This is a genomic window from Microbacterium trichothecenolyticum (assembly GCF_030818955.1).
GTDB lineage: Bacteria > Actinomycetota > Actinomycetes > Actinomycetales > Microbacteriaceae > Microbacterium > Microbacterium trichothecenolyticum_B.
In genome coordinates this window covers 624,114-648,652 of the sequence record NZ_JAUTBF010000001.1, presented here as the reverse complement: position 1 = coordinate 648,652, position 24,539 = coordinate 624,114, and the positions used below count along the sequence as shown (strand labels likewise).

Here is a 24,539-nt window from a genome sequence, read left to right as displayed (position 1 = left end):
AAGCGTGGTGGCGCGAGCTGTGCGGGATAGCCGGCCGCGGCAGTTCCGCCAAAGAGAAGGCAGGCCCGGTGCGCTCAAAGCATGCGCATAGCAGTCTGGTGGGAGAATCGCGCTCATGAGCGAAACCGTCACGCCGCGTCGCCCCGTCGTCGTCGCCGTCTGGCTCATCTTCGCGGGGATCGTCGGGTGGTGGGCCGCTTTCTCGCTCACGATGGACAAGTTCCAGCAGCTCGCCGATCCCTCAGCCGCCGCGTCGTGCGACTTCAGCGTTCTCGTGCAGTGCTCCGCCAACCTGCAGTCCCCGCAGGGCAGCGTCTTCGGCTTCCCGAACCCCATCATCGGGCTGGCCGCCTGGGTTGCGCCGATCGTGGTCGGTATGGCGCTCTTGGCCGGTGCGCGTTTCGCGCGGTGGTTCTGGGCGCTCTTCTGGCTCGGCTTCGCCTTCGCGATCACCTTCGTGATCTGGCTGATCTCGCAGAGTATCTTCGTGCTCGCGACCCTCTGCCCGTGGTGCATGGTGACGTGGTCGGTCGTGATCCCGTCATTCTTCGTGGTGACCCTCCACGTGCTGCGCGAGGGTGTGGTGCCCGGTGAACGGGTTCGCCACATCGCCGACCGTCTCATGCACTGGGTGCCCCTGATGACCCTCGCCGCGTTCGTCGTGATCGCCGTGATCGCGCAGCTGCGTCTCGACGTGCTGGGCCAGATCTGATCGCACGCGCGTCCGCTGGCGTCGCCTCATGGACGCCATGACACCCGCTCTTCCCCACGTTCCCTGACGTCGTGTGGGTAGGTGCCGCGTATCCTCTGCGATCTACACATTCTCAGCAGGGAGGCGCGGGATGCCGCTGACTTTGTGCGAATCGCCGAGGCTGCGCCGGGCGCGCACCGGTGAACGACGACGGCCGCCACCCCCTTGGGCGACGGCCGTCTCGGCATCCGGGATCAGGCGAACCAGATCGCCAGCTCGCGCTCGGCGGACTCGACGCTGTCGCTGCCGTGGACGAGGTTCTGCTGCACCTTCAGGCCCCAATCGCGGCCGAAGTCGCCGCGGATCGTGCCGGGGGCGGCGGTGGTGGGGTCGGTCGTGCCGGCCAGCGAGCGGAAGCCCTCGATCACGCGGTTGCCGGCGAGACGGATGGCGACCGAGGGGCCGGAAAGCATGAACTCGAGCAGCGGCTCGTAGAACGGCTTTCCCTCGTGCTCGGCGTAGTGCTGGGCGAGGGTCTCGCGGTCGGGCTCGACGAGGCGGATGTCGACGAGCGCGTACCCCTTCGCCTCGATGCGGGCGAGGATGGCGCCGGTCAGTCCGCGGGCGACGCCGTCGGGCTTGACCAGGACAAGGGTCTCTTCGGTGGCCATGGGTCATTCTCCGTTCGAGAGGTCGGGGTCTGCGGCGAACCGGGCGTTGCGTCGGTCGAGCGCCGCTCCCTTGATCGTCGCATACGCCCACATGCCGCCGAAAATGACGGCGACCACCGCGAGCGCCGGAACGAGGAAACCGCCGAGCAGCAGCAGCACCTGCAGCGCCCAACCGGCCCAGACGGCCCACCGGTGGCGCAGCAGCCCCGAGACGGCCACCATGGCGATCGCCATGACGACACCGCCGACGATCCCCCACCACGGTTCGATGCCGAACGGCAGCACCTTCAGGCCGTAGACGACGAGACCGCCCAGGAACACGATGATCGACTCGAAGCCGAGCACGACCGCGCCGAGCGACTCGAGCGCTCCCCGCTGCCGTCGGGCGCGCGGGGCCCGCGGCTCGCGCGGGCTCACTCCTGCCACCCGGACTTCCAGTCCTCGAGCGCCGACAACCTCAGCGCTTCACCGGCCAACACGACGGAGCCGACGATGACGACCGCACGCCGATCCGATTCGGCAGCCCATTCGCGCGCGGCGTCCGCGGCGTCTTCCAGCGTCGGGTGCACCGTGACCGGCAGATCGGCGGCCTCGGCCACGTCGGCGATCGCGTCGGGATCGGTGGCGCGGTCGCTCTCGGGAGCCGTGGCGAACACCCGTGTGACCGCGGGTACGAGCGCCGACATGATGCCCGCGGCATCCTTCCCGTCGAGGATGCCGACCACGGCGCCCCACTCGTCGATATCGAACGACTCATCGAGCGCGGCGACGAGCGCTCGGGCGCCGTGCGGGTTGTGAGCGGCGTCGACGAGCACGGTCGGAGCCGTACCCACCAGCTGCAGGCGACCGGGTGAGGTGGCGTTGCCGAGTCCGTCGGCCACGACGTCCGCCGCGAGCGGCTGCGTGCCGCCGCCGATGAGCGACTCGACCGCGGCCACCGCCAGAGCGGCGTTGTGGCCCTGGTGTGCGCCGTACTGCGGCAGGTAGATCTCGGGATAGGTGCCCGCCACACCGCGGAGGGTGAGCTGCTGCCCGCCCACGGCGAGGGTCTGCGACTCGAGCCCGAATTCGGAGCCTTCGACGGCGACGGTCGCACCTTCCTTCTCGGCGCGGGCACGGATCACCCGGAGGGCGTCCTCCGGCTGCGCAGCCGACACGACCGCGGCACCCGGCTTGATGATCCCGGCCTTCACCGTGGCGATCTCGGCGACCGTCGACCCGAGCCGGTCGACGTGGTCGATGTCGATGGGCGTGAACACCGCGACGTCGCCGTCGGCGGTGTTCGTGGAGTCCCACTCCCCGCCCCATGCCGACCTCGAGCACGAGCACGTCGATCGGCGCGTCCGCCGCGACCACGAACGCCAGCACCGTGAGCAGTTCGAAGAACGTCAGCGGCGCGTCGCCGGCCGCGGCAAGCTCCGCATCCACCATGTCGACGAACGGGGTGATCTCGTCCCACGCGTCGGCGACCGCGGCATCCGACACCGGCTCGCCGTCGATGAGGATGCGCTCGGTGAACCGCTCGAGGTGCGGGCTCGTGAACAGGCCGGTTCGAAGCCCCATCGCGCGCAGCAGGCTCTCGATCATGCGGCTCGTCGAGGTCTTGCCGTTCGTGCCGGTCACGTGGATGACGCGGTACGTGCGCTGCGGGTCGGCGAGGAGCTCGAGCACGCGGCGCGTGCGCTCGACGCGCGGCTGCACCCACTGCTCGCCCTGGCGCTCCAGCAGCGCGCTGTAGACGGCGTCGGCCCGGGTGCGGTCGCTCATGCGGTGCCTCCGATGCGGGCGACGGCGACGGTGACGGCGCCGACGTTCGCGTAGGTCTTGGCGGCGATCTGCGTCTCGTGCTCGGGGGGAAGGGCGGACCCCCGCTCGATGAGCTGGCCCTGGGGACCGGCCAGAACCACGGCCTCGGCGAGGGTCTCGGATGCCACGCCCGCGACGTCGAACGCCTGGGCGACGGCCCGTGCGTCGGCGTCCTCGACGAACGTCAACGACAGGAAGATGCGGTCGCTCACGTCGAAGCCGGCGGCCTTGCGGGTGTCCTGGATGCCGCGGATCATGTCGCGCGCCAGGCCTTCGGCCTCCAGCTCCGGGGTGGTGACGGTGTCGAGCAGCACGAAGCCGCCGCTCGACAGCACCGCCAGCGCCTCGCCCTCGGGGCGACCCGCGGTCTCGACGACGAGGTCGTACTCCGCCGGTTCCAGCGGGATGCCCCCGGCGACGACCTGTCCGTCGACCTCGCTCCAGTCGCCCTCGCGGGCGGCCTTGATGGCCTGCTGCACCTGCTTGCCCAGGCGCGGGCCCGCGGCACGGGCGTTCACCGAAAGGCGGTGGGTGATGCCGTACTCCCCCGCCGTCCCGTCTTCGAGGGCGACCTGCTCGACGGCCTTGACGTTGAGCTCTTCGCGCAGGATGTCGTCGAATTGCGCCAAGCCCGTGGCATCCGGGGTCACCACCGTCAGACGCGGCAGCGGCAGGCGCACGCGTTTGCCCTCCTTCTTGCGCAGGGCGTTGGCGACGCTGGAGACCTCGCGGACGGTGTCCATCGCGGTGCGGATGTCTGCCGCCGCGGGGAACACCGAGGCGTCCGGCCAGTCCTCCAGGTGCACGCTGCGGCCGCCGGTGAGGCCCTGCCACACGCGCTCGGAGACGAGCGGGATGAGCGGGGCCGCGACACGCGTGAGGGTCTCGAGCACGGTGTAGAGCGTGTCGAAGGCCTCGCGGCTGGTCGGGTCGTCGGTCACGCCCACCCAGAAGCGGTCACGCGAGCGGCGGATGTACCAGTTGGTGAGCACCTCGGCGAAGTCGCGCAGGCGCTCGGCGGCGGTCGTGGAGTCGAGCCCCTCGAGGTCGGCGGCGACGTCGCGGACGAGATCGCCGGTCAGCGCGAGGATGTACCGGTCGAGCACGTCGGTGGAGTCGGTGCGCCACGCGGCGGTGTAGCCCTCGGGGCCCGAAGCGTTCGCATACGTCGCGAAGAAGTACCACGCGTTCCACAGCGGCAGCAGGAACTCCCGGACGCCCGCGCGGATACCCTCCTCCGTCACGACGAGGTTCCCACCCCGCAGCACGCTCGAAGACATGAGGAACCAGCGCATGGCATCCGAGCCGTCGCGGTCGAACACCTCGCGCACGTCGGGGTAGTTGCGCAGCGACTTCGACATCTTCTGACCGTCGTTGCCGAGCACGATGCCGTGGCACGACACGCCCGTGAAGGCGGGGCGGTCGAAGAGCGCCGTCGAGAGCACGTGCATCACGTAGAACCAGCCGCGGGTTTGGCCGATGTACTCGACGATGAAGTCGGCGGGGGCGTGCTCGTCGAACCACTCGTGGTTCTCGAACGGGTAGTGCACCTGCGCGAACGGCATGGAGCCCGAGTCGAACCAGACGTCGAGCACGTCCTCGATGCGGCGCATCGTCGACTGCCCCGTCGGGTCGTCGGGGTTGGGGCGCGTGAGGTCGTCGATGTAGGGACGGTGCAGGTCGACCTCGCCGTCGGCGTTCACCGGGAGGCGGCCGAAGTCGGCCTCCATCTCGGCGAGCGAGCCGTAGACGTCGACGCGCGGGTAGTTCGGGTCGTCGCTCTTCCACACCGGGATGGGTGAGCCCCAATAGCGGTTGCGGCTGATCGACCAGTCGCGCGCGCCCTCGAGCCACTTGCCGAACTGGCCCTCCTTGACGTTCTCGGGCACCCAGGTGATCCGCTGGTTGTTCGCCAGCAGGTCGTCCTTGATGTCGGTCACGCGCACGAACCAGCTCGACACGGCCTTGTAGATGAGGGGGTTCCGGCAGCGCCAGCAGTGGCGGGTACGAGTGCTCGTACGACGCCTCGCGCAGCAGCCGGCCCTCCTGCTTCAGCAGGCGGATGAGGGGGCGGTTGGCGTCCAGCCACAGCTCCCCCGCGACGTCGGTCACAGCCGACAGGAACCGGCCGCCGTCGTCGAGCGAGATGATCGTCGGCAGTCCCGCGGCATCCGCGAGGCGCTTGTCGTCCTCACCGTAGGCGGGGGCCTGGTGCACGATGCCCGTGCCGTCGCTGACGGTGACGTAGTCGTCGACGAGGATCTTCCAGGCATCCTGCGTCCCCCACACCGACGCGTCGGCGTAGTAGTCGAAGAGGCGGTCGTACGAGACGCCCTCGAGCTCGGCACCCAGGATCGTGGTCTGCACGGCCGCGCGGGCGGCATCCGCGCTGTCGTACCCGAGGTCCTTGGCGTAGTTCGCCAGCAGGTCTTCGGCCAGCAGGTAGCGGTGCGCGACAGCCTCGAAGGACTCGTCGGGCGTGCCGTCGGGAGTGGTGTGCACGTCGGCGGCGCCGTTCGGGCCCCCCTCGACGACGGCGTACCGGATGCCGGGACCAACAGCGAGAGCGAGGTTCGTCGGCAGGGTCCACGGCGTCGTCGTCCACGCGAGCGCCCGGACGCCGGTGAGGCCCAGCGCCTCGGCCTTCGCGCCGACGAGTGGGAAGGTGACGGTGACCGAGGGGTCCTGCCGCATCTTGTAGACGTCGTCGTCCATGCGCAGCTCGTGCGTCGACAGGGGCGTCTCATCGCGCCAGCAGTACGGCAGCACACGGTAGCCCTCGTAGGCGAGGCCCTTGTCGTGCAGGGTCTTGAACGCCCACAGGACGCTCTCCATGTAGGTGGTGTCGAGCGTCTTGTACCCGCGCTCGAAGTCGACCCAGCGCGCCTGACGGGTGACGTAGTCCTGCCACTCGCGCGTGTACTCGAGCACCGACTCGCGGGCCTTGGCGTTGAAGGTCGCCACGCCCATGCGCTCGATCTCGTCCTTCTCGGTGATCCCGAGCTGCTTCATCGCCTCGAGCTCGGCCGGCAGGCCGTGCGTGTCCCACCCGAAGACGCGGTCGACCTTCTTGCCGCGCATGGTCTGGAAGCGCGGGAAGAGGTCCTTGGCGTACCCGGTCAGCAGGTGCCCGTAGTGCGGCAGGCCGTTGGCGAACGGCGGGCCGTCGTAGAACACCCACTCCTCGGCGCCCTCGCGGTTCGCGATCGAGGCGCGGAAGGTGTCGTCCTCGGCCCAGAAGGCGAGCGTCTCCTGCTCGATCGCGGGGAAACGGGGACTGGAGACGACGGATGCCGCGCCGGCGGCGCCCTGCGCGGACGCCGAGGTCGTGGCATCCGGGGTCGCGTCGGCGGCCGGGCCGAAGGATGAGGGGCGAGGGTAGGTCATGTCACTCCGCGGGTCGAGGTCTGCTCGCCGGGACGATCCGTTCGGACCGCGGTACCACCCTGCATTGCGCCCTCTCGCGAGGGTGCCGCTCTCACTGCGGCTGTGACGGGCCTGCCCCGCGCGGTTCTACTGATCCGGTCCCTGTGCGAGTCGAAGGGTCGGACGTTCTTCCGCGAGCTCCCCGGTGATGGCCGGATCGGTGCTGATCCGTCTATTCTACGTGGCCCGGCGCGCTCGTCGGTCCGGTTCCGCCGCCCACGGCCCCCACACCGTCGAGTGTCCAAGACACGCCGTCACGCCCCGGGTCGAAACGGCGTGTCCTGGACGGTCAAGGTGGCGGTGGGACGCGGCCGGGTGGGGCCAGGCCTGCCGCCGACAGGAGCTCGCGGGTAAAGGGATGCCGGGGCTCGGCGAACACGCACGCGACGGTGCCCGCGTCGACCACGCGGCCGTCCTGCATCACGATGACGTCGTCGGCGATTCCGGCCACGACGTCGAGATCGTGCGTGATGAACACCATCGCCAGGTCGCGGTCGCGCTGCAGCGCCCGCAGGCGATCGAGGATGCGTGCGCGCACCGTGGCATCCAGTGCCGACACCGGCTCGTCGAGCACGAGAAGATCCGGGTCCGTCGCCAGGGCACGGGCGATCGCGACGCGCTGACGCTGCCCACCCGACAGCTGCGCGGGAAGGCGACGGCCGAACCCGGGGTCGAGGCCCACTTCGTCCAACAGGGCGTCGACCGCGGCACGGCGTTGCGATCGCGGCACGCTCGCCGACGCCAGCGCCTCGGAGAGCGTCCGCGTCACGCTCCAACGCGGATCGAGCGAGCCCCACGGGTTCTGCGGAACGAGTTGGACGCGGCGACGGGCAGGGCCTCTGGCGGCCTCGGGCGACCAGGGGTAGCCGTCGAAGGTGAGCAAGCCAGCATCGGGCTCGCTCACGCCCACGATCATCCGGGCGAGGGTCGTCTTGCCCGAGCCCGACTCGCCCACGACGGCGAGTGTGCGGCCCCGCTGCAGCGTGAAGCCCACGTCGTTCACCGCGACCCGGTCGCCGAACCGCTTCGTCAAGCCGTCGCCGGTCAGGAGAGGGGCGTCGAGCCGCGGAGCCCGGTGCAACGGCTCGTGCCGAGTGGCTGCCACCAGTGCCCGTGTCTGCGGGTCACGGGGTGTCGCGAGGACCGCGGCGGTCTCCCCGGTCTCGACGGCGCGGCCGGCGTGCATGACGACGACGCGATCGGCGACGCGCCGCACCGCCGCGAGATCGTGGCTGATCAGAACCACCGCGACGCCGTCGTCGGCCACGCGCCGCAGTTGGTCCAGGACGCGCGCCTGCACCGTGGCATCCAGAGCCGTCGTCGGCTCATCGGCGACGAGGATGACGGGGTCGGCGGCGAGAGCGGATGCCAACAGCGCGCGCTGTCGCAGCCCGCCGGACAGCTCGTGGGGGTACTGCCGAGCGCGGCGGTCCGGCTCGGGCAGCGCGACCCGCTCCAGCGCACCGCGTACCCGGTCGCGCAGGGCCGTGCCCCGTACCCGGGGCTCATGGATGCGAAGCGGTTCGGCCACCTCGGCGCCCACCCGCCGCAGCGGGTCGAGCGAGACCAGCGCGTCTTGCGACACCAGCGCGATCCGGCGCCCGCGCAGGCGACGCCATCCCCGCTCCGCAAGCGCGCGCGCGTCGACGCCGTCGATGACGAGCGCGTCGGCGCTTCCCGTCAGCGACGCGGGGAGCAGACCGAGCAACGCTCGTGCGCTCAGCGACTTGCCCGTGCCCGACTCGCCGACGATCGCCACGCACTCCCCGGGGGCGACGTCGAGGTCGAGGCCCCGCACGAGGTCTCCGGTGGCGCTGGAGATGCGCAGGTTTCGCACGTGCAGCCCGGCCGCGGTGACGTCTGCGCCCCGGTCGGCGCCCGCGGTGGCTTCGGCATCCCTGTCCCGCGCTGACCCGGTCATGCCCCGCGCTCCTCGGCCCGAGCCCGCAGGATGCGCCCCACGACGCTGACGCTCACGACCGTCGCCGTGATCGCCAGGCCCGGGAAGACCGCGACCCACGGCGCCTGCAGCAGGAGGTTGCGCCCGGCCGACAGCATGAGGCCCCATTCCGGCGTCGGCTCAGTGGGCCCGAGGCCCAGGAAACTCAGACCCGCGGCGGCGAGGATGCTCGTGCCGATGCCGATCGTGGCCAGCACGCTGACCGCGCCGACGACGCCGGGAAGCACGTGCCGCACGTGCACGAGAAACGCGGGCACCCCGACGATCCGCGCGGCCTCGACGTGCTCGGCGGCCGCGAGGGACCGCGTCTGGGCCCGCGCGAGGCGGATGTACACGGGCACGGCCGCGAGCGTCACGGCCACGGCGACGTTGACCGGTCCCGGACCGAGCACCGCGACGACGAGCAGCGCGACGAGGAACTCGGGAAACGCCAGCAGCACGTCGACGACGCGCATGGCCGCGGCATCCAGCACCCGCGGTGCGACCGCGGAGAGCGAACCGGCGATCACCCCGACCGCGAAGGCCAACGCTGTCGCGAGCAGACCGATGCCGACCGAGCGCCCCGCGCCCCACACGACCCGGGAGTACACGTCTCGGCCGCTCTGATCGGTGCCGAACCAGTGCGCGGGGCTCGGCGGCTGGAGGGCCGCACGCACGTCGGTGACGAGCGGGTCCTGCGTCGCGAGCAGCCCCGGAGCGATCGCGGCGAGGGCGATGAGGGCGAGCACGGCGCAAGCGAGAGCGAGCGCGACGGAGCGCCCGCGCGGGCGCCGGCGGGTCGCGACAGGGGCGAAGGCGACACGGGTCATGCCGGGACCCCCGCGCGCACGCGCAGAGCCGCCGACGCCCCGCGCAGCCGCGGGTCGAGCAGCGGCGCCACGAGGTCGACGAGCGTGTTCACGACGACGAACACGAGGGCGCTCAGCAGGATCACCCCGGTGATCACGGGGAGGTCGCGGTCGGTGATCGCCGTCAGTGTCACCCGGCCGATGCCGGGACGCGCGAACACGGTCTCCACCAGCACTGCGCCGCCCAGGAGCGATCCGAGCAGGTAGGCCGCGAGGGTCACGCCGCCGACGCTGGCGTGGCGCAGCGTGTGGTGCACGGCCTCGCGCAGCGGCGTGGCCCCGCGGGCGCGCACCGTGAGCAGGAACGGCTCGCGCTCGGCCGCCTGCACCCCGTCGCGCAGCATCTGCGCGAGCAGCGCCGCGACCGGCAGAGCCAGGGTCACCGCGGGCAGCACGATCGCCGACGCCTCGCGCGTACCCGACGCCGGGAACCAGCCCAGTTGGAACGAGAACACGCTCAGGAGCACCAGGCCGGTCCAGAACACCGGCGACGACAGCACGACGAGCTCGATCCCGGATGCCAGGGACCTGCCGGTCCGGCTCCGCACGAGCAGCGCCGACGCGAGGGCCAGCACGACGGCGATCGCGAGCGCGAGCGCCGCGAGCTGCAGGGTCGGTCCGAGCTGGCGTCCAATGACCTCCGCGACCGGAAGACGCAGCTGATACGACTCCCCCAGGTCGCCGCGCACGAGCCGCCCGAGGAACGCCGCGTACTGCACGATGACCGGCTGATCCAAGCCCAGATCGGCGCGGATGGTGTCCTTCACCGCATCGCTCACCTGCGCCTGAGGGCCGAGCATGACCTCAACCGGGTCGCCCGGGATGATCCGGAACGCGACGAACGCCAGCGTCGCCGCGCCCCACAGCACCAGGACGACGGATGCCACGACCCCGCCGATACGCGCGATCACGGCGCGCGGGCGAGGGCGTGGCATCCGGGGTCCGGGTTCAGCGACCGCGCGTCAGCCGACCGACGCCGTGGCGAAGAGCGGGCGACCGTAGAGGTCGAACGTCAGGCCGGTCACGTCGGGACGCACCGCACTGATCAGCGCGGGGCTGTACAGCGGCACGATGGCGGCGTGCTCGAGGTTCCACTGCTGCACCTGCGCGTAGATTCCGTTTCGGGCGGCCTGATCGGTGGTGGACGCGCCCTGCTCGAGGAGGGCGTCGACGGCGGGGTCGCTCACCTGCGACGCGTTCTGGAACCCGTCGCTCGCGAGGTGGCTGCGCAGCAGGTCGGGGTCGACACCCGAGAAGCCCCAGTCGGTGACGTCGAACGTCTTGGGGCCGTACTGCTCGTTGTACGCGCCCGGCTCCAGCACCTCGCGCTGCAGGTCGAAGCCGACGGCCTTCAGATCGCTCTGGACCGCGTTCGCGAGCGCGGCACGGTCATCGGGCACGGGCGTCCACGCGATCCAGCGGGCGGTGAGGCGCTGACCGTCCTTCGTGCGGATGCCGTCGGCATCCCGTCCCGTCCAGCCGGCCTGGTCGAGCAGGGCGTTCGCGGCGGCGGGGTCGAAGGGCCAGGAGTTCTCCAGGCTGGCGTCGTACCCGGGAGTGGTGGCGCCGAGGATGCTCCAGGCGCGGGGGTACTGGCCGAAGAAGATCTCCTGCACGGCAGTGTCGACGTCGATCGCGCGGGTGAAGGCCTGGCGCACGTTCTGGTCGGCGAACACCCCGTACTTCTCGTTGAGGAACAGCGAGTACGGAAGGCCCGGGTAGGCGAGCGACTCGACGGTGTCGTCGGCGGGCACCTGGGAGACGAGGTTCGGCGGCAAGTTGGTCACGACGTCGGCCTGCCCGCTCGTGAGCGCGCCCACGCGGACGGACGCCTCGGGAAGGATGTCGACGCGCAGCGTCTGGAAGGCGGGCTTCCCGCCGCCGTCGGGGCCCCACGCGTAGTCGTCGTTGCGGGTGTACACGATGTCCTGGTCGGGCGTGTACTCGGTGAGCTCGAACGGGCCGGTGCCGACGGTGACGCCGGGGCCGCCCGCCTTGAGCTGGTCGGCCTTGGTCTCGAGCACGGCCGGCGAGTAGAACCCGAGAAGTGACGTGCTGGCCGCCTGCAGGAACGGCGCGTAGGGCTGGGTGAAACGGACGCGGACGGTGTGCTCGTCCACGACGTCGGTCCCGGCGTACAGGTCGCCGCCGAGCATGGATGCCGCCTGCGCCGACGCCGTCTCGGGATCGACGATGCGGTCGAAGTTCGCCTTCACGGCGGCCGCGTCGAACGCGGTGCCGTCGTGGAACGTGACGTCGTCGCGCAGGTGGAAGACGTAGGTGGCGCCGCCGTCCTCGACCTGCCACGACGTGGCGAGCCACGGCGAGAACGAGCCGTCGGCCTCCTGGAACACCAGGGAGTCGAGCACCGCGCGCTGCACCATCGCCGAGACGTCGAGCTGGCTGGTCTGCGGGTCCATGTGGCCTGCGGAGAGGTTCGCGCCCTCGATGGCCCAGACGATCTCGCCGTCGCCGTTCGCGGCGGGGTCGGACCCGGCACAGGACGAGAGGGAAAGGGCGGCGACGGTGGCGACGGCGACCGCCGACAGCGCGCGGCGGGTGAGCGACCTGCGGGAGGGCACGGAAGGCATGGAGCAACCTCTGGGTGTGTGGTGGGGGAATCTCCAGCCTACCTTCGGTTTCTGTACCGGGTGTGAAAACGCGAGCGCGCGCACACGCTCCGCGATGCGCACAACCTCCGTCGGCATCCGCCACACCCCACTGACTATGCGCACATCGCGGACTTTGTGCGCGGCGCTCACCCCCGCGTGCGGGTTTTCGTGCCCGCGCGCATCACCGGGCGTCTCGACATCCCGTGCCTCCACGCGGGCGCGGAGCTTCGCGAGCGTCATGCCCGGTGCAACCCCTGCGCCACCGCCTGCATGATCTGCTCCTGTATCTCGTGCCATCGGTGCATCACCTGGTCGTAGCTCACCCGGATGACGTGGTACCCGAGCAACATGAGCGCGGCATCGTGCCGGATGTCCTCCGACCGTTGCGGGCCGACGTGGTGACCGCCGTCGATCTGGACCACGAGCCGGTCACCGATGAGGAAATCCACCCGGTGACCGTCGATCCAGATCTGCGGTCGGATCGGCAGCCCGATCCAGCGCAGACGCACGGGGAAGTACGTCTCGAGCCCGGAGTCCGCCCAGGGCGTCACCTCCGTCGCGAGACGGCTTGCGGTGCCCACCCAGGGCAGCCGTTCCAGCCGGCGACGGTCGACGAGTCGCTTGTTCAGGGCCGACTCCCACACCGCGCGGGCTTCTTCGTACGGCCGGCACGCGGCCACGGTCATGAGCACGTTCTCGATGCCGTCTTCGAGGACATCCGGATGCCGCGGGACGATCGCGCGCTGCCAGTGCACGACCGCCACCGTCGGCACCGGCTTCCCCCGTCCGGGGTAAGCGACATGTGGACGATCGGGGCGCTCATGCACCCACAGCCCGAGGCGCTCCGCAGCCGTGATGCACGAGACGACGGTCCCCGTTCTCGCCGCCGCGATCAAATACTCGTCGGCATCGGGGCTCGCGATCCAGTCGCGCCGTACCCGCGTCACGAGTCCCCGGGAGACGGCATCCGCGATCTGACGACGACCATGGCCTTCGCGGACCAGTCGCGTCGGTCGCGCCACGCCGCCGAGTGCGGCGACACGGTCGGCGACGGCGCGCGCTCGATCGATCTGCATGACCACATGCTGGGTGACGAGTACGCGCCGCCGAGGCGCCGCGTCACGCCTGTGGAGAAATCGGGTCCTGTGCAGGACAGGCGGGACCGAGCACAGAAACTCCGCGATGCGCACATCCTCTGCCCGCAAGGCCCCGAATCACCGGAGATTATGCGCATCGCCGACTTTGCGCGCAGACGCCCCCGCGCAAAACGACCTCGCGCCCGCGGCGCCCCGACACGACCGGCCCGGCCGGATACGATGGATGCCATACCCATCAGGCACGCTCACACAGTGCCGCCCATATCGCTCGAGGAGTACCCCCATGGCCACGATCCCTGACAAGCCCGCCCTGGAAGGCCTCGAGCAGAAGTGGGATGCCGCCTGGCGCGAGCGCGGCACGTACGTCTTCGATCGCCTCCGCGCCGCCGACGCCGGCCGCCAGGGCGTGTACTCGGTGGACACCCCGCCGCCGACGGCATCCGGGAGCCTGCACATCGGCCACGTGTTCTCGTTCACGCACACCGACGTGAAGGTGCGCTTCGAGCGCATGCGCGGCAAGACGGTGTTCTACCCCATGGGCTGGGACGACAACGGCCTGCCCACCGAGCGCCGCGTGCAGAACTACTACGGGGTGCGCTGCGACCCCTCGCTCCCCTACGACGCCGACTTCACCCCGCCGTTCGCGGGCGGCGACAACAAGAGCAGCAAGGCCGCCGACCAGGTGCCCATCAGCCGCCGCAACTTCATCGAGCTGTGCGAGCAGCTCACCGTCGAAGACGAGAAGCAGTTCGAAGACCTCTTCCGCGAGCTCGGTCTCAGCGTCGACTGGACGCAGACCTACCGCACCATCTCCGACGACTCGATCCGCACGAGCCAGCTGGCGTTCCTCCGCAACATCGAGCGCGGCGAGGCCTATCAGGCGCTCGCGCCGACGCTGTGGGACGTGGACTTCCGCTCCGCGATCGCTCAGGCCGAGCTCGAGGACCGCGACCAGCCCGCCGCCTACCACCGCGTCGGCTTCGCCAAAACCGACGGCTCGGGCGACGTGTTCATCGAGACCACCCGCCCCGAGCTGCTCCCCGCGTGCGTGGCGCTCGTGGCGAATCCCGATGACGAGCGCTACCAGCCGCTGTTCGGCACGACCGTTCGCACGCCCCTGTTCGACGTCGAGGTGCCGGTGCTCGCCCACCCGCTCGCGCAGAAGGACAAGGGGTCGGGCATCGCCATGATCTGCACCTTCGGCGACGTGACCGACATCATCTGGTGGCGCGAGCTCGACCTGCCGAACCGCACGATCATCGGCAAGGACGGCCGCATCGTCGCCGAGGCCCCCGATGTGATCGTGACGGATGCCGCGAAGGCGGCGTACGACGAACTCGCGGGCAAGACGGTGTTCAGCGCCAAGAAGCGCATCGTCGAACTCCTGCAGGAGTCCGGCGCCATGGAGGGTGCCCCCAAGCCCTTCACGCACCCCGTGAAGTTCTTCGAGAAGGGCGACCGGCCGCTCGAGATCGTGTCGACGCGCCAGTGGTACATCCGCAACGGCGCGCGGGATGCCGAGCTGCGCGAGCGCCTGATCTCGCTCGGTCGCGAGATGTCGTGGCATCCGGACTTCATGCGCGTGCGCTTCGAGAACTGGACCAACGGCCTCACCGGCGACTGGCTCGTGTCGCGCCAGCGCTTCTTCGGCGTGCCGATCCCGGTCTGGTACGCGCTGGATGAGAACGGCGAACGCGACTACGACCGCGTGCTCACGCCCGACCTCGCATCGCTCCCCGTCGACCCGACCACCGACGTGCCCCCGGGCTACACCGAGGACCAGCGCGGCGTGGCCGGCGGTTTCGACGCCGAGCGCGACATCCTCGATACGTGGGCGACCTCGTCGCTCACCCCGCAGCTGGCCGGTGGCTGGCAGCGCGACGAGGAGCTGTGGAACCTCGTGTCGCCGTTCGACCTGCGCCCGCAGGGTCAGGACATCATCCGCACCTGGCTCTTCTCGACCATGCTGCGCAGCGCCCTGGAGGACGATCGGAGTCCCTGGTCGGATGCCGCGATCTCGGGGTTCATCGTCGACCCCGACCGCAAGAAGATGTCGAAGTCGAAGGGCAACGTGGTCACGCCCGCCGACATCCTGAAGCAGCACGGCTCCGACGCCGTGCGTTACTGGTCGGCGTCCAGCCGTCTCGGCACCGACGCGGCCTTCGACCCGCAGAACCCGACGCAGGTGAAGATCGGCCGGCGCCTCGCGATCAAGCTGCTGAACGCGGCGAAGTTCGTGCTGTCGTTCCTCGTGCCGGAGGGCGCCGAGGTGACGCACGCGCTCGACGCGTCGATGCTCGCGACCCTGGATGCCGTGATCGCCGACGCCACCGCCGCCTTCGAGGCGTACGACCACGCGCGGGCGCTGGAGATCACCGAATCGTTCTTCTGGACGTTCTGCGACGACTACCTCGAGCTCGTCAAGGAACGCGCCTACGACCAGACCGACGTCGGCCAGGCGTCGGCGGCGCTCGCCCTCCGCACGGCCTTGTCGACACTCGTGCGTCTGTTCGCGCCCGTGCTGTCTTTCGCCGCGGAAGAGGTGTGGTCGTGGTTCGAAGAGGGCTCGGTGCACACCGCCGCGTGGCCGACCCCGCTGGGGATCCAGGGCGACACGTCAGTGCTCACCGCCGTGAGCGAGGCACTGATCGGCATCCGTCGCGCGAAGACCGAGGCGAAGGCCTCGCAGAAGACGCCCGTGACCTCGCTCACCGTGGCAGGACCGAGCGTTGAGGCTCTTCGTCTCGCCGAGGGCGACCTGAGCGCCGTCGGCCGAATCGAGACGATCACCTTCGTCTCGGCCGACACCACCGCCGTCACCGACATCGTGTTCGCACCCCAGGAGGCCTGATGCAACTCGGAACCCGTTGGACCGCCGGCGAGCAGCCGCCCGCCGCCGTGCCGGCAGCGCTGCACGCGCAGATCGCCGCCGTCGAAGAGGCGCTGAATCCGGATGGACTCAGCGCCCCGGCGCCCCGCTGGACGCTGACGTTCCTCGAGGGGCGCGCGGTCGCCGAGCTCGACACCGGGGTGATCGTGACGCAGGAGGCCTCGGGCGCGAGGTCGTCGTGCGGTACGACGAGGGCGACGAATTCGCCTGAGCGACAGCCCGGGCCGCTGACGGCGGCGGCGACATACCCGCACGCCGTCAGCGCACCCGGAGTGCGAACTCGGCTTCGGCCATCGGGGAACGCCCGCTCTCGCGCGCGACGCGACGGACCTCATCGTCGAGGCGGCGCGTCGCTCGCCGCTGCATGCGCGCTTCAGCGGTCCGCGCGAGCACGCGCGAGAGGACGAGCAGTGCTCGATCGACGGCGGTGGGCGCGAGTGCTCGTCGTGCGGTCGTGTTCAACGGCGCGGTCAATGTGCTCATGATGAGGCTCCTCGGGCGGGCAGGGGGAAGACGTCGGCGCGCATCGACACCACGCGCACGTCGTCCCCGGTCTGGTGGCGGTACTGGGCGACCGTCTCGTTGATGACGGCTTGAAGCCGAGCGCTGAGCTCGGCCATCTGGGCGGCGGTCAAGCGCGCGCTGGCGGTCGAGATGAGGGTGGCTTCGCGCCACTCGGCGGTCTCCTCCCACCCGTCGCGCACGAATCGCATGAGCTGCTCCTGACGCAGGGTCAGTGTCTCGCTCGCCACCGCCTCCTGGACGGCGCGGCCGGCAGGCGTCTCGACGAGCTCGGGATTCGACAGCGCGACCGCTCCCACGGGGCGCTCCCACCAGCGCTCGCGCGCCGTCCCCCGCCCCTCGACCTCACGAATCAGATCGTGTCGGGCGAGGGTACGAAGGTGGTAGCTCGTCGCTCCTGTCGACTCCCCCGTCAGGGCCGCCAGGCCGCTGGCCGTCTGCGCGCCGTACTGGCTGAGCAGATCGAAGAGCCGTACGCGCAGCGGATGCGCGAGGGCACGGAGCGCGCCCGCGTCGAGGACGCGTTCCCGGGGATCCTGTTCGGTCATGATGCAAAGATATCTTTGCAATGCCCTGAATGCAAACACTTCTTTGCAGCCTCCCTCCGATCGCATGGATACGCTGGATGCATGACGGATGCCGTGACCAATCCCCTCCTCTCACCGCCCGCTCTCCCCTACGGCCTGCCGCCGTACGGCAGCATCCGGTCCGAGCACTACCTCCCCGCCTTCCACGAGGCGTTCGCCGCCCACCGTGCTGAGGTCGCCGCGATCACCGCGCAGACCGAGGAGCCCACTTTCGAGAACACGCTCGTCGCCCTCGAGCGCAGCGGAGCGCTTCTCGACCGCGTCGCTCGCACGTTCTACACCGTCACCTCCGCCGACGGGACCGCCGACATCCAGGCGATCGAAGAGGAGCTCGCCCCGCTCATGGCGGCGCACCGCGACGCCATTCAGCTCGACGCGGCCCTCTACGCGCGTATCGCGGACCTGCACGCGCGCCTCGATCAACTCGATCTGGATGCCGAGAGCCGCTACCTCGTCGAGCGTCACCACCGCGAGATGTCGTTGGCCGGCGCGGGGCTCGACGACGAACAGAAAGAGCGCCTGACCGATCTCAATCAACGTCTGTCCGTGCTCACGACGACGTTCGAGAAGAATCTCCTCGCCGACACGAATGATCTCGCCGTGGTGTTCGACGACGCCGACGAGCTCGACGGACTCGGCGACGGCGAGTTGTCGGCCGCGGCGCAGGCGGCCACGACGCGCGGCCTCGACGGGCGTTACGTGGTCACCCTGACGCTGTACACGGGCCACCCGTACCTCGCGTCGTTGACGAACCGCGAAAGCCGCCGGCGCCTGCTCGACGCGTCGCGTTCGCGGGCTGCCCGCGGCAACGAGCACGACAATCGCGCCGTCCTGCGCGAGATCGTCCGCCTCCGCGCCGAGCGGGCGGCGCTCCTCGGCTACCCCTCGCACGCCGCGGCGATCCTCGCCGATCAGACGGCCGGCTCGCCGGAGGCCGTGCACGACCTTCTCCGCCGGCTCGCCCTCCCCGCCGCGGCCAACGCCCGAGCCGAGCAGGCGGCGCTGCAGCGCATCGCCGAGGCCGATGGCATCCAGGTCGAGGCGCACGACTGGGCCTTTTACACCGAGAAGGTCCGTGCGGCCGAGTACGACCTCGATCGTGCCGCACTGCGGCCCTGGTTCGAGGCCGAGCGCGTGCTGCGCGACGGCGTGTTCTTCGCCGCCGAGCAGCTGTATGGCATCCGCATCACCGAGCGTCACGATCTGCAGGGCTATCACCCCGACGTGCGCGTCTTCGAGGTGCACAACGCCGACGGCAGCGAGCTCGGACTGTTCCTCCTCGACCTGTACACGCGCGACACCAAGCGCGGCGGGGCCTGGATGAACTCCCTCGTCACGCAGTCCCGGCTGCGAGGGACCGCGCCGGTGGTGGCGAACAACCTCAACGTGAACAAGCCGGCGCCGGGCACCCCCACGCTTCTGACGCTCGACGAGGTGACCACGCTCTTCCACGAGTTCGGGCACGCCCTGCACGGCCTCTTCGCCACCGTGACCTATCCGCACTTCGCCGGCACCGCCGTCCACCGCGACTTCGTCGAATTCCCCAGCCAGGTGAACGAGATGTGGATCCTCTGGCCCGAGATCCTGGCGAACTACGCCCGCCACATCGAGACCGGCGAGCCGCTCCCCGACGATGTCGTCGAGCGCCTGCACGCCTCGGAGGCGTTCAATCAGGGCTTCGCCACGAGCGAGTACCTCGCGGCATCCTGGATCGACCAGGCCTGGCACGGCCTGTCCGTCGACGACGCGTCGGAAGAGATCGACGTCGCCGCGTTCGAGGCCGCGGCCCTCGCGGACATCGGGCTCGACAACCCCGCGGTGCCCACCCGCTACTCCTCGACGTACTTCGCCCACGTCTTCTCGGGCGGCTACAGCGCGGGCTACTACTCCTACATCTGGAGCGAGGTGCTCGACGCCGACACGGTGGAGTGGTTCCGCGAGAACGGCGGTCTCACCCTCGCGAACGGCGACCGGTTCCGCCAGCGCCTGCTGGGCGTCGGCGGTTCCGGCGATCCTCTCGCGGCCTATCGCGACTTCCGGGGCCGGGATGCCGAGATCCAGCCGCTGCTGGAGCGGCGAGGTCTTACCGGCTGACGCGGCGCCGTGCGTGCCCTCGGCTCAGCCGCCGGGCACGCACGGCATCAGGCGCTGCGACGCTTCTGCGCGAGCACGATCGTCGGCTGCGCGCCGTCTTCGACGGCGGCCCGCGTGATGATCACCTTGGCGATGTCGTCGGCCGAGGGCACGTCGAACATGATGGGGCCGAGCACGTCTTCGAGGATCGCGCGGAGGCCCCGGGCGCCGGTCTTGCGGGCGACAGCGAGGTCGGCGATCGCGCGCAGGGCGTCCTCGTCGAACTCCAGTTGCACGCCGTCGAGTTCGAACATGCGCTGGTACTGCTTGACGAGCGCGTTCCGCGGCGCCGTGAGGATCTCCATCAGCGCGTCCTGGTCGAGCGGCGAGACGGATGCCACGACGGGCAGGCGTCCGATGAACTCGGGGATGAGACCGAACTTGTGCAAGTCTTCCGGCAGCGCCTCGCTGAAGAGGTCGGGGGCGTCCTCCTTGCGGTGCAGCGGGGCACCGAAGCCGACGCCGTGCTTGCCGACGCGCGCAGAGATGATCTCCTCCAGGCCCGCGAAGGCACCGGCGACGATGAACAGGACGTTCGTCGTGTCGATCTGGATGAACTCCTGGTGGGGGTGCTTGCGTCCCCCCTGCGGAGGAACGGAGGCCACCGTGCCCTCGAGGATCTTCAGCAGCGCCTGCTGCACGCCCTCGCCGGACACGTCGCGCGTGATCGAGGGGTTCTCGGCCTTACGGGCGATCTTGTCGACCTCGTCGATGTAGATGATGCCGGTTTCGGCACGCTTGACATCGAAATCGGCCGCCTGGAGCAGCTTCAACAGGATGTTCTCGACGTCTTCGCCGACGTATCCCGCCTCGGTGAGAGCCGTGGCATCCGCGACCGCGAAGGGCACGTTGAGGCGCTTCGCGAGGGTCTGCGCCAGGTAGGTCTTGCCGCACCCGGTCGGACCGAGCAGCAGGATGTTGCTCTTGGCGATGTCGATCTCTTCGGCCCGAGCCTCGGCCGTCTGCAGCGTTCCGTGCGAGCGCACGCGCTTGTAGTGGTTGTAGACGGCGACGGCGAGGGCGCGCTTGGCGGGTTCCTGACCGACGACGTACTCCTCGAGGAACGAGAAGATCTCGCGGGGCTTGGGCAGATCGAACTCGGCGACCTCGCCGGCCGAGGACTCGGCCATGCGTTCTTCGATGATCTCGTTGCACAACTCGACGCACTCGTCGCAGATGTACACACCGGGACCGGCGATGAGTTGCTGTACCTGCTTCTGGCTCTTGCCACAGAAGGAGCACTTGAACAGGTCGGCGCTCTCACCGATGCGTGCCATGCTCGATCCTCCGATCACCCGGCCCCCGCCGGTGTGTACCCGAGCCTAACCCGTGCCCGCGTCAACCGAGGGCATTTGCGGTGCGGGCGTCGTCATGATCGCCCAGGGCGGACGCCCGGCATCCGCCTGCCCCCGGGTGCGGGTACCGAGGAGCACGCGGAACGACCGCTGTCGACTGCTCGTCCCCGGCAGCACGAAGCCCCGCAGACCGAAACGGGTCTGCGGGGCTGTTCGTGGCGCGAGCGCGTCAGGCGGTGAGGGCCGCCGGAGTGCGCTTGCGAGTCGTGAGCACCTGGTCGACGATGCCGTACTCGAGGGCCTCCTGCGCCGACAGGATCTTGTCGCGGTCGATGTCCTTGTTGACCTTCGCGACGTCCTGCCCGGTGTGACGGGCCATCGTCTCTTCGAGCCAGGTGCGCATGCGGAGGATCTCCTGCGCCTGGATCTCGATGTCGGACGCCTGCCCGTGACCGGCCTCGCCCATGGCGGGCTGGTGGATCAGGATGCGGGCGTTCGGCAGGGCGAGACGCTTGCCCGGGGCGCCGGCGGCCAGCAGCACGGATGCCGCGGACGCGGCCTGACCGAGAACGACGGTCTGGATCTGCGGCGAGACGTACTGCATCGTGTCGTAGATCGCCGTCATCGCCGTGAACGAGCCACCGGGCGAGTTGATGTACATGATGATGTCGCGGTCGGGGTCCTGCGACTCGAGCACGAGCAGCTGGGCCATGACGTCGTCGGCCGACGCGTCGTCGACCTGCACGCCGAGGAAGATGACGCGGTCCTCGAACAGCTTGTTGTAGGGGTCCTGGCGCTTGTAGCCGTATGCCGTGCGCTCCTCGAACTGCGGGAGAACATAGCGACTCGAGGGCATGTGGGCCGCGGCGCCGCCGAAGGTGGGGATGTTCATGTCGGTGTCCTTTCCTCTCGGCCTCAGGCCGCGGTTCCGCCGCCGCCGGTGACGTCGCTGGCGTGCTCGCGCATGTGGTCGACGAAGCCGTATTCGAGAGCCTCCTGCGCGCTGAACCAGCGGTCGCGGTCGCCGTCGGCGTTGATCTGCTCGACGCTCTTGCCGGTCTGCGACGCGGTGATCTCGGCGAGGCGGCGCTTCATGTCGAGGATGAGCTGCGCCTGAGTCTGGATGTCGCTCGAGGTCCCACCGAAGCCGCCGTGCGGCTGGTGCAGCAGCACGCGGGCGTTGGGGGTGATGTAGCGCTTGCCCTTGGTGCCGCTGGTCAGCAGCAGCTGGCCCATCGACGCCGCCATGCCGATGCCGACGGTGACGATGTCGTTCGGCACGAACTGCATGGTGTCGTAGATGGCCATGCCGGCCGTGATGGAGCCGCCGGGCGAGTTGATGTAGAGGTAGATGTCCTTCTGCGCGTCTTCTGCGGCGAGCAGGAGGATCTTCGCGCAGATCTCGTTGGCGTTCTCGTCGCGCACCTCGGAACCGAGCCAGATGATGCGGTCCTTCAGCAGCCTGTCGAAGACGCTCGTTGCCATAAGGGGTTCGGGCATTGGTGCTCCTCTTCCGGTGATCTGCAACGAATCTACCGGCGGGTCACGGGGCGGGATGCCGTGTTCGCCGCGGGCGGATCAGCGGGGTTCTTCGGCGATTTCTCGCGCGTATCCGGTCACCGACCGGGTATAGCGCGGAAGGTGCGGGGCGAGGGCCTGAAGGGCGATGGATGCCGCCCGCTCCGGCGCTCCGCTCGACACCAGCGCGAGGGCGTAGAAGGCCGCCGCGGCATCGTGGAGTGCGGCGCGCGGCTCGCGCTCGTACTCCGCGCGGAGCATTACGAGGGCCTCGTCGGTCTTGCCGAGGTTGCGGATCGTGCTGGCCAGCTGGATCGTCGCCCGCGTCCGCCGCTCCTCGTCGAGGCCGAGTTCGAGGGCGCGGCGATACAGCGGCTCCGCCTCCTGTTCGAGCCCCGCAGAGTCGCGCGCACCCGCCCGCTCGAACAGCGCCACCGCGTCATCCGCCGACCGCTCCCCCGCCAGCGCGTCGATCCGCGTGATGACCTCCACCGGATCGAGCGTGTCGTCTGCCCAGACGGCATCCACTCTGTCTTGCCAGTCGCTCACGATGTGTTCCTGTCCTTTTCCTCTTGCCCCGAGGCCGCCACGCCTCACCCCCATCCCGCCACGCCGCTCACCTGGCGCTCGACGGACCGCTGACTTGCGCCATATGTTCACCGGCAGCCCTGCCAGGCGAGCATTCGGCGCAAGTCAACTCCCTGCCGGTGACGCCCCGCCAGCGCAGACCGCTGACTTATGCCATATGTCCACCGGGAGCCCCGCCGGGCGAGCGTTTCGCGCAAGTCACCGCCGTGGGAGCCCCGCGGGTGGTGTCCCGGGCGCGGCGAAACCAGGAAATGACGAGGGGGCGGATGCCGTAGCACCCGCCCCCTCGTCACGAATCACTCGCTGTCGGCGGCCTTCTTCTTGGCCGGAGCGCGCTTCTTGGCGGGGGCCTTCTTGGGGGCCTCCTCGGCGGCGGCTTCCTCGGCCTCGATGACGGCGTCGGCGTCGGCCGCCGCGTCGGCGATCTCCTGCGCCTCTTCGACGACCTCTTCTTCGTCGGCCTCGGTGGGCTCCTCGCCCTCGACGGCGACGAAGCCGGTGAGGTCGACGGGCTTGCCGTTGGTGTCGACGACGGTGACCTTGCCGAGCGCGATGGCCAGGGCCTTGTTGCGGGCGACCTCACCGACGAGCGCGGGGAGCTGGTTGCCCTGCTGCAGCGCGTTGACGAAGTCCTGCGGCGCCATGTTGTACTGCGCGGCCGACTGGATGAGGTACTGGGTGAGCTCATCCTGCGACACCTGCACGTTGGCGTCTTCGGCGATCTTGTCGAGCACCATCTGCGTGCGGAACTGCTTCTCGCTCGCCTCGGTGACCTCGGCGCGGTGCGCGTCGTCTTCGAGGCGGTTCTCGCCCTCGAGGTGGTTGTTCACCTCGTCTTCGATCAGAGCCGGCGGAACGGGGATCTCGACGGCCTCGAGCAGCGCCTCGATGAACTTGTCGCGCGCGGCGGAACCCTGCGTGAACACGGCCTGCTGCGACACGCGCTCGCTCAGCGACTCGCGCAACTCGCCGATGGTGTCGAACTCGGATGCCATCTGCGCGAAGTCGTCGTCGGCCTCGGGGAGCTCGCGCTCCTTGACCGCGGTGATCGTGACGGCCACCTCGGCCTCCTCACCGGCGTGGTCGCCGCCGACGAGCTTCGAGCGGAAGGTGGTCTCTTCACCGGCGGTGAGCGAGTCGATGGCCTCGTCGATACCCTCGAGCAGCTCGCCCGAGCCGACCTCGTACGACACGCCCTCGGCGCGGTCGATCTCGGCACCGTCGATCGTGGCGACGAGGTCGAGCTCGACGAAGTCGCCCTTCGCCGCGGGGCGGTCGACGGTGACGAGCGTGCCGAAGCGGGCGCGCAGGCGGTCGAGCTCGGCGTCGATGCCGGCCTCGTCGACCTCGGCCGCGTCGACGGTCACGGTGATGGTGTCGTAGGCGGGCAGATCGAACTCGGGGCGCACGTCGACCTCGACGTCGACGACCAGGTCGCCGGAGAAGTCCTTCAGGTCGGGCAGGTCGACGATCTCGGCGCTCGGGCGGCCGATGACGCGCAGCTCCTGCGCCTCGACGGCTTCGCGGTAGAACCCGTCGAGGCCCTCGTTGACGGCGTGCTCGATGACGGCACCGCGGCCCATGCGCTGGTCGATGATGGGAGCGGGCACCTTGCCCTTGCGGAAGCCGGGGATCTGCACGTCACGCGCGATGTGCTCATAGGCGTGGGCGATGCTCGGCTTGAGCTCGTCGGGCGAGACCGTGATGTGCAGCTTGACCCGGGTGGGGCTGAGCTTCTCGACGGTGCTGTTGACCATGCGGTTCGTTCTCCTCGTGTGGCCCGCGCGCACGCGGGGGCCGGCTAGGCCTGTGGTCTGTGGGGCCGTGACGCCGGGGCGGATCAGTGATCGCGCTACGCACCCGAGGGCGCTTCGCCGGTCGCCTGGAGTCACCGC

At 70.0% G+C, this 24,539-nt stretch carries 17 protein-coding genes and 2 pseudogenes; 3 read left to right on the top strand and 16 right to left on the bottom strand.

Annotated elements, in window-relative coordinates:
* The first annotated feature begins 115 nt into the window (after positions 1 to 115).
* The gene (locus tag QE412_RS03075) at positions 116 to 712 is read left to right on the top strand and encodes a vitamin K epoxide reductase family protein (protein ID WP_307480003.1); all 597 of its coding nucleotides are present in this window, start codon (positions 116 to 118) and stop codon (positions 710 to 712) included.
* A gap of 233 nt (positions 713 to 945) precedes the next feature.
* On the opposite strand, the gene ndk is transcribed toward QE412_RS03075, so the two are convergent.
* The 9 genes and pseudogenes from ndk to QE412_RS03030 form a co-directional block, all read right to left on the bottom strand.
* Positions 946 to 1,362, bottom strand: coding sequence for a nucleoside-diphosphate kinase (ndk, locus tag QE412_RS03070; RefSeq protein WP_055954335.1), 417 nt, complete (start codon positions 1,360 to 1,362; stop codon positions 946 to 948).
* 3 nt (positions 1,363 to 1,365) lie between these two features.
* Entirely contained in the window at positions 1,366 to 1,788 is a 423-nt protein-coding gene (locus tag QE412_RS03065; protein ID WP_307479999.1) for a DUF4233 domain-containing protein, read from the bottom strand.
* Positions 1,776 to 3,129: pseudogene (locus QE412_RS03060) on the bottom strand (bifunctional folylpolyglutamate synthase/dihydrofolate synthase). Before QE412_RS03060 ends, QE412_RS03065 begins: the two are co-directional and overlap by 13 nt.
* Positions 3,126 to 6,555, bottom strand: a pseudogene (gene ileS / locus QE412_RS03055) (isoleucine--tRNA ligase). Before ileS ends, QE412_RS03060 begins: the two co-directional pseudogenes overlap by 4 nt.
* Before the next feature lie 328 nt (positions 6,556 to 6,883).
* Entirely contained in the window at positions 6,884 to 8,515 is a 1,632-nt protein-coding gene (locus tag QE412_RS03050) for a dipeptide ABC transporter ATP-binding protein (RefSeq protein WP_307479997.1), read from the bottom strand.
* Complete coding sequence (locus QE412_RS03045; protein WP_307479994.1) at positions 8,512 to 9,363, bottom strand: ABC transporter permease; 852 nt, start codon at positions 9,361 to 9,363, stop codon at positions 8,512 to 8,514. Before QE412_RS03045 ends, QE412_RS03050 begins: the two co-directional genes overlap by 4 nt.
* Entirely contained in the window at positions 9,360 to 10,313 is a 954-nt protein-coding gene (locus QE412_RS03040) for an ABC transporter permease (RefSeq protein WP_307479992.1), read from the bottom strand. Before QE412_RS03040 ends, QE412_RS03045 begins: the two co-directional genes overlap by 4 nt.
* A gap of 51 nt (positions 10,314 to 10,364) precedes the next feature.
* Complete coding sequence (locus QE412_RS03035) at positions 10,365 to 11,993, bottom strand: ABC transporter substrate-binding protein (protein WP_307479988.1); 1,629 nt, start codon at positions 11,991 to 11,993, stop codon at positions 10,365 to 10,367.
* Between the two features lie 257 nt (positions 11,994 to 12,250).
* Complete coding sequence (locus QE412_RS03030) at positions 12,251 to 13,090, bottom strand: DUF559 domain-containing protein (protein WP_307479986.1); 840 nt, start codon at positions 13,088 to 13,090, stop codon at positions 12,251 to 12,253.
* A gap of 304 nt (positions 13,091 to 13,394) precedes the next feature.
* Here QE412_RS03030 and valS point away from each other — a divergent pair, with 304 nt between their 5' ends.
* The gene (gene valS, locus QE412_RS03025) at positions 13,395 to 15,962 is read left to right on the top strand and encodes a valine--tRNA ligase (RefSeq protein ID WP_307479984.1); all 2,568 of its coding nucleotides are present in this window, start codon (positions 13,395 to 13,397) and stop codon (positions 15,960 to 15,962) included.
* A 297-nt stretch (positions 15,963 to 16,259) separates the two neighbouring features.
* Here valS and QE412_RS03015 read toward each other — a convergent pair whose 3' ends face one another.
* Both QE412_RS03015 and QE412_RS03010 read right to left on the bottom strand, forming a co-directional pair.
* A complete protein-coding gene (locus QE412_RS03015; RefSeq protein WP_307479981.1) occupies positions 16,260 to 16,484 on the bottom strand; it encodes a hypothetical protein in 225 nt (74 codons plus the stop codon).
* Positions 16,481 to 17,071 (bottom strand): winged helix-turn-helix domain-containing protein, encoded by a 591-nt coding sequence (locus tag QE412_RS03010; RefSeq protein WP_307479978.1) that lies wholly within the window; start codon positions 17,069 to 17,071, stop codon positions 16,481 to 16,483. Before QE412_RS03010 ends, QE412_RS03015 begins: the two co-directional genes overlap by 4 nt.
* Before the next feature lie 81 nt (positions 17,072 to 17,152).
* Here QE412_RS03010 and QE412_RS03005 point away from each other — a divergent pair, with 81 nt between their 5' ends.
* Complete coding sequence (locus tag QE412_RS03005) at positions 17,153 to 19,204, top strand: M3 family metallopeptidase (RefSeq protein WP_307479976.1); 2,052 nt, start codon at positions 17,153 to 17,155, stop codon at positions 19,202 to 19,204.
* Positions 19,205 to 19,251: 47 nt separating this feature from the next.
* On the opposite strand, the gene clpX is transcribed toward QE412_RS03005, so the two are convergent.
* The 5 genes from clpX to tig form a co-directional block, all read right to left on the bottom strand.
* On the bottom strand, positions 19,252 to 20,520 hold the full coding sequence (gene clpX, locus QE412_RS03000; RefSeq protein WP_307479973.1) for an ATP-dependent Clp protease ATP-binding subunit ClpX: 1,269 nt from the start codon (positions 20,518 to 20,520) through the stop codon (positions 19,252 to 19,254).
* A 247-nt stretch (positions 20,521 to 20,767) separates the two neighbouring features.
* Entirely contained in the window at positions 20,768 to 21,430 is a 663-nt protein-coding gene (locus tag QE412_RS02995) for an ATP-dependent Clp protease proteolytic subunit (RefSeq protein ID WP_307479970.1), read from the bottom strand.
* Positions 21,431 to 21,453: 23 nt separating this feature from the next.
* Positions 21,454 to 22,038, bottom strand: coding sequence for an ATP-dependent Clp protease proteolytic subunit (locus QE412_RS02990; protein WP_307479968.1), 585 nt, complete (start codon positions 22,036 to 22,038; stop codon positions 21,454 to 21,456).
* Between the two features lie 78 nt (positions 22,039 to 22,116).
* Positions 22,117 to 22,605 (bottom strand): tetratricopeptide repeat protein, encoded by a 489-nt coding sequence (locus QE412_RS02985; RefSeq protein WP_307479966.1) that lies wholly within the window; start codon positions 22,603 to 22,605, stop codon positions 22,117 to 22,119.
* A gap of 335 nt (positions 22,606 to 22,940) precedes the next feature.
* The gene (gene tig, locus QE412_RS02980) at positions 22,941 to 24,401 is read right to left on the bottom strand and encodes a trigger factor (RefSeq protein WP_307479964.1); all 1,461 of its coding nucleotides are present in this window, start codon (positions 24,399 to 24,401) and stop codon (positions 22,941 to 22,943) included.
* Between the last annotated feature and the right edge of the window lie 138 nt (positions 24,402 to 24,539).

What these genes read in the sequence shown, in the direction of transcription:
- ndk (WP_055954335.1), bottom strand. Translation starts at nt 1,362, where the DNA reads ATGGCCACCGAAGAGACCCTTGTCCTGGTCAAGCCCGACGGCGTCGCC.
- valS (WP_307479984.1), top strand. Translation starts at nt 13,395, where the DNA reads ATGGCCACGATCCCTGACAAGCCCGCCCTGGAAGGCCTCGAGCAGAAG.
- QE412_RS02990 (WP_307479968.1), bottom strand. Translation starts at nt 22,038, where the DNA reads ATGCCCGAACCCCTTATGGCAACGAGCGTCTTCGACAGGCTGCTGAAG.
- QE412_RS03050 (WP_307479997.1), bottom strand. Translation starts at nt 8,515, where the DNA reads ATGACCGGGTCAGCGCGGGACAGGGATGCCGAAGCCACCGCGGGCGCC.
- QE412_RS03005 (WP_307479976.1), top strand. Translation starts at nt 17,153, where the DNA reads ATGACGGATGCCGTGACCAATCCCCTCCTCTCACCGCCCGCTCTCCCC.
- QE412_RS03075 (WP_307480003.1), top strand. Translation starts at nt 116, where the DNA reads ATGAGCGAAACCGTCACGCCGCGTCGCCCCGTCGTCGTCGCCGTCTGG.
- QE412_RS03035 (WP_307479988.1), bottom strand. Translation starts at nt 11,993, where the DNA reads ATGCCTTCCGTGCCCTCCCGCAGGTCGCTCACCCGCCGCGCGCTGTCG.
- QE412_RS02995 (WP_307479970.1), bottom strand. Translation starts at nt 21,430, where the DNA reads ATGAACATCCCCACCTTCGGCGGCGCCGCGGCCCACATGCCCTCGAGT.
- clpX (WP_307479973.1), bottom strand. Translation starts at nt 20,520, where the DNA reads ATGGCACGCATCGGTGAGAGCGCCGACCTGTTCAAGTGCTCCTTCTGT.
- QE412_RS03030 (WP_307479986.1), bottom strand. Translation starts at nt 13,090, where the DNA reads ATGCAGATCGATCGAGCGCGCGCCGTCGCCGACCGTGTCGCCGCACTC.
- tig (WP_307479964.1), bottom strand. Translation starts at nt 24,401, where the DNA reads ATGGTCAACAGCACCGTCGAGAAGCTCAGCCCCACCCGGGTCAAGCTG.
- QE412_RS03010 (WP_307479978.1), bottom strand. Translation starts at nt 17,071, where the DNA reads ATGACCGAACAGGATCCCCGGGAACGCGTCCTCGACGCGGGCGCGCTC.
- QE412_RS03015 (WP_307479981.1), bottom strand. Translation starts at nt 16,484, where the DNA reads ATGAGCACATTGACCGCGCCGTTGAACACGACCGCACGACGAGCACTC.
- QE412_RS03045 (WP_307479994.1), bottom strand. Translation starts at nt 9,363, where the DNA reads ATGACCCGTGTCGCCTTCGCCCCTGTCGCGACCCGCCGGCGCCCGCGC.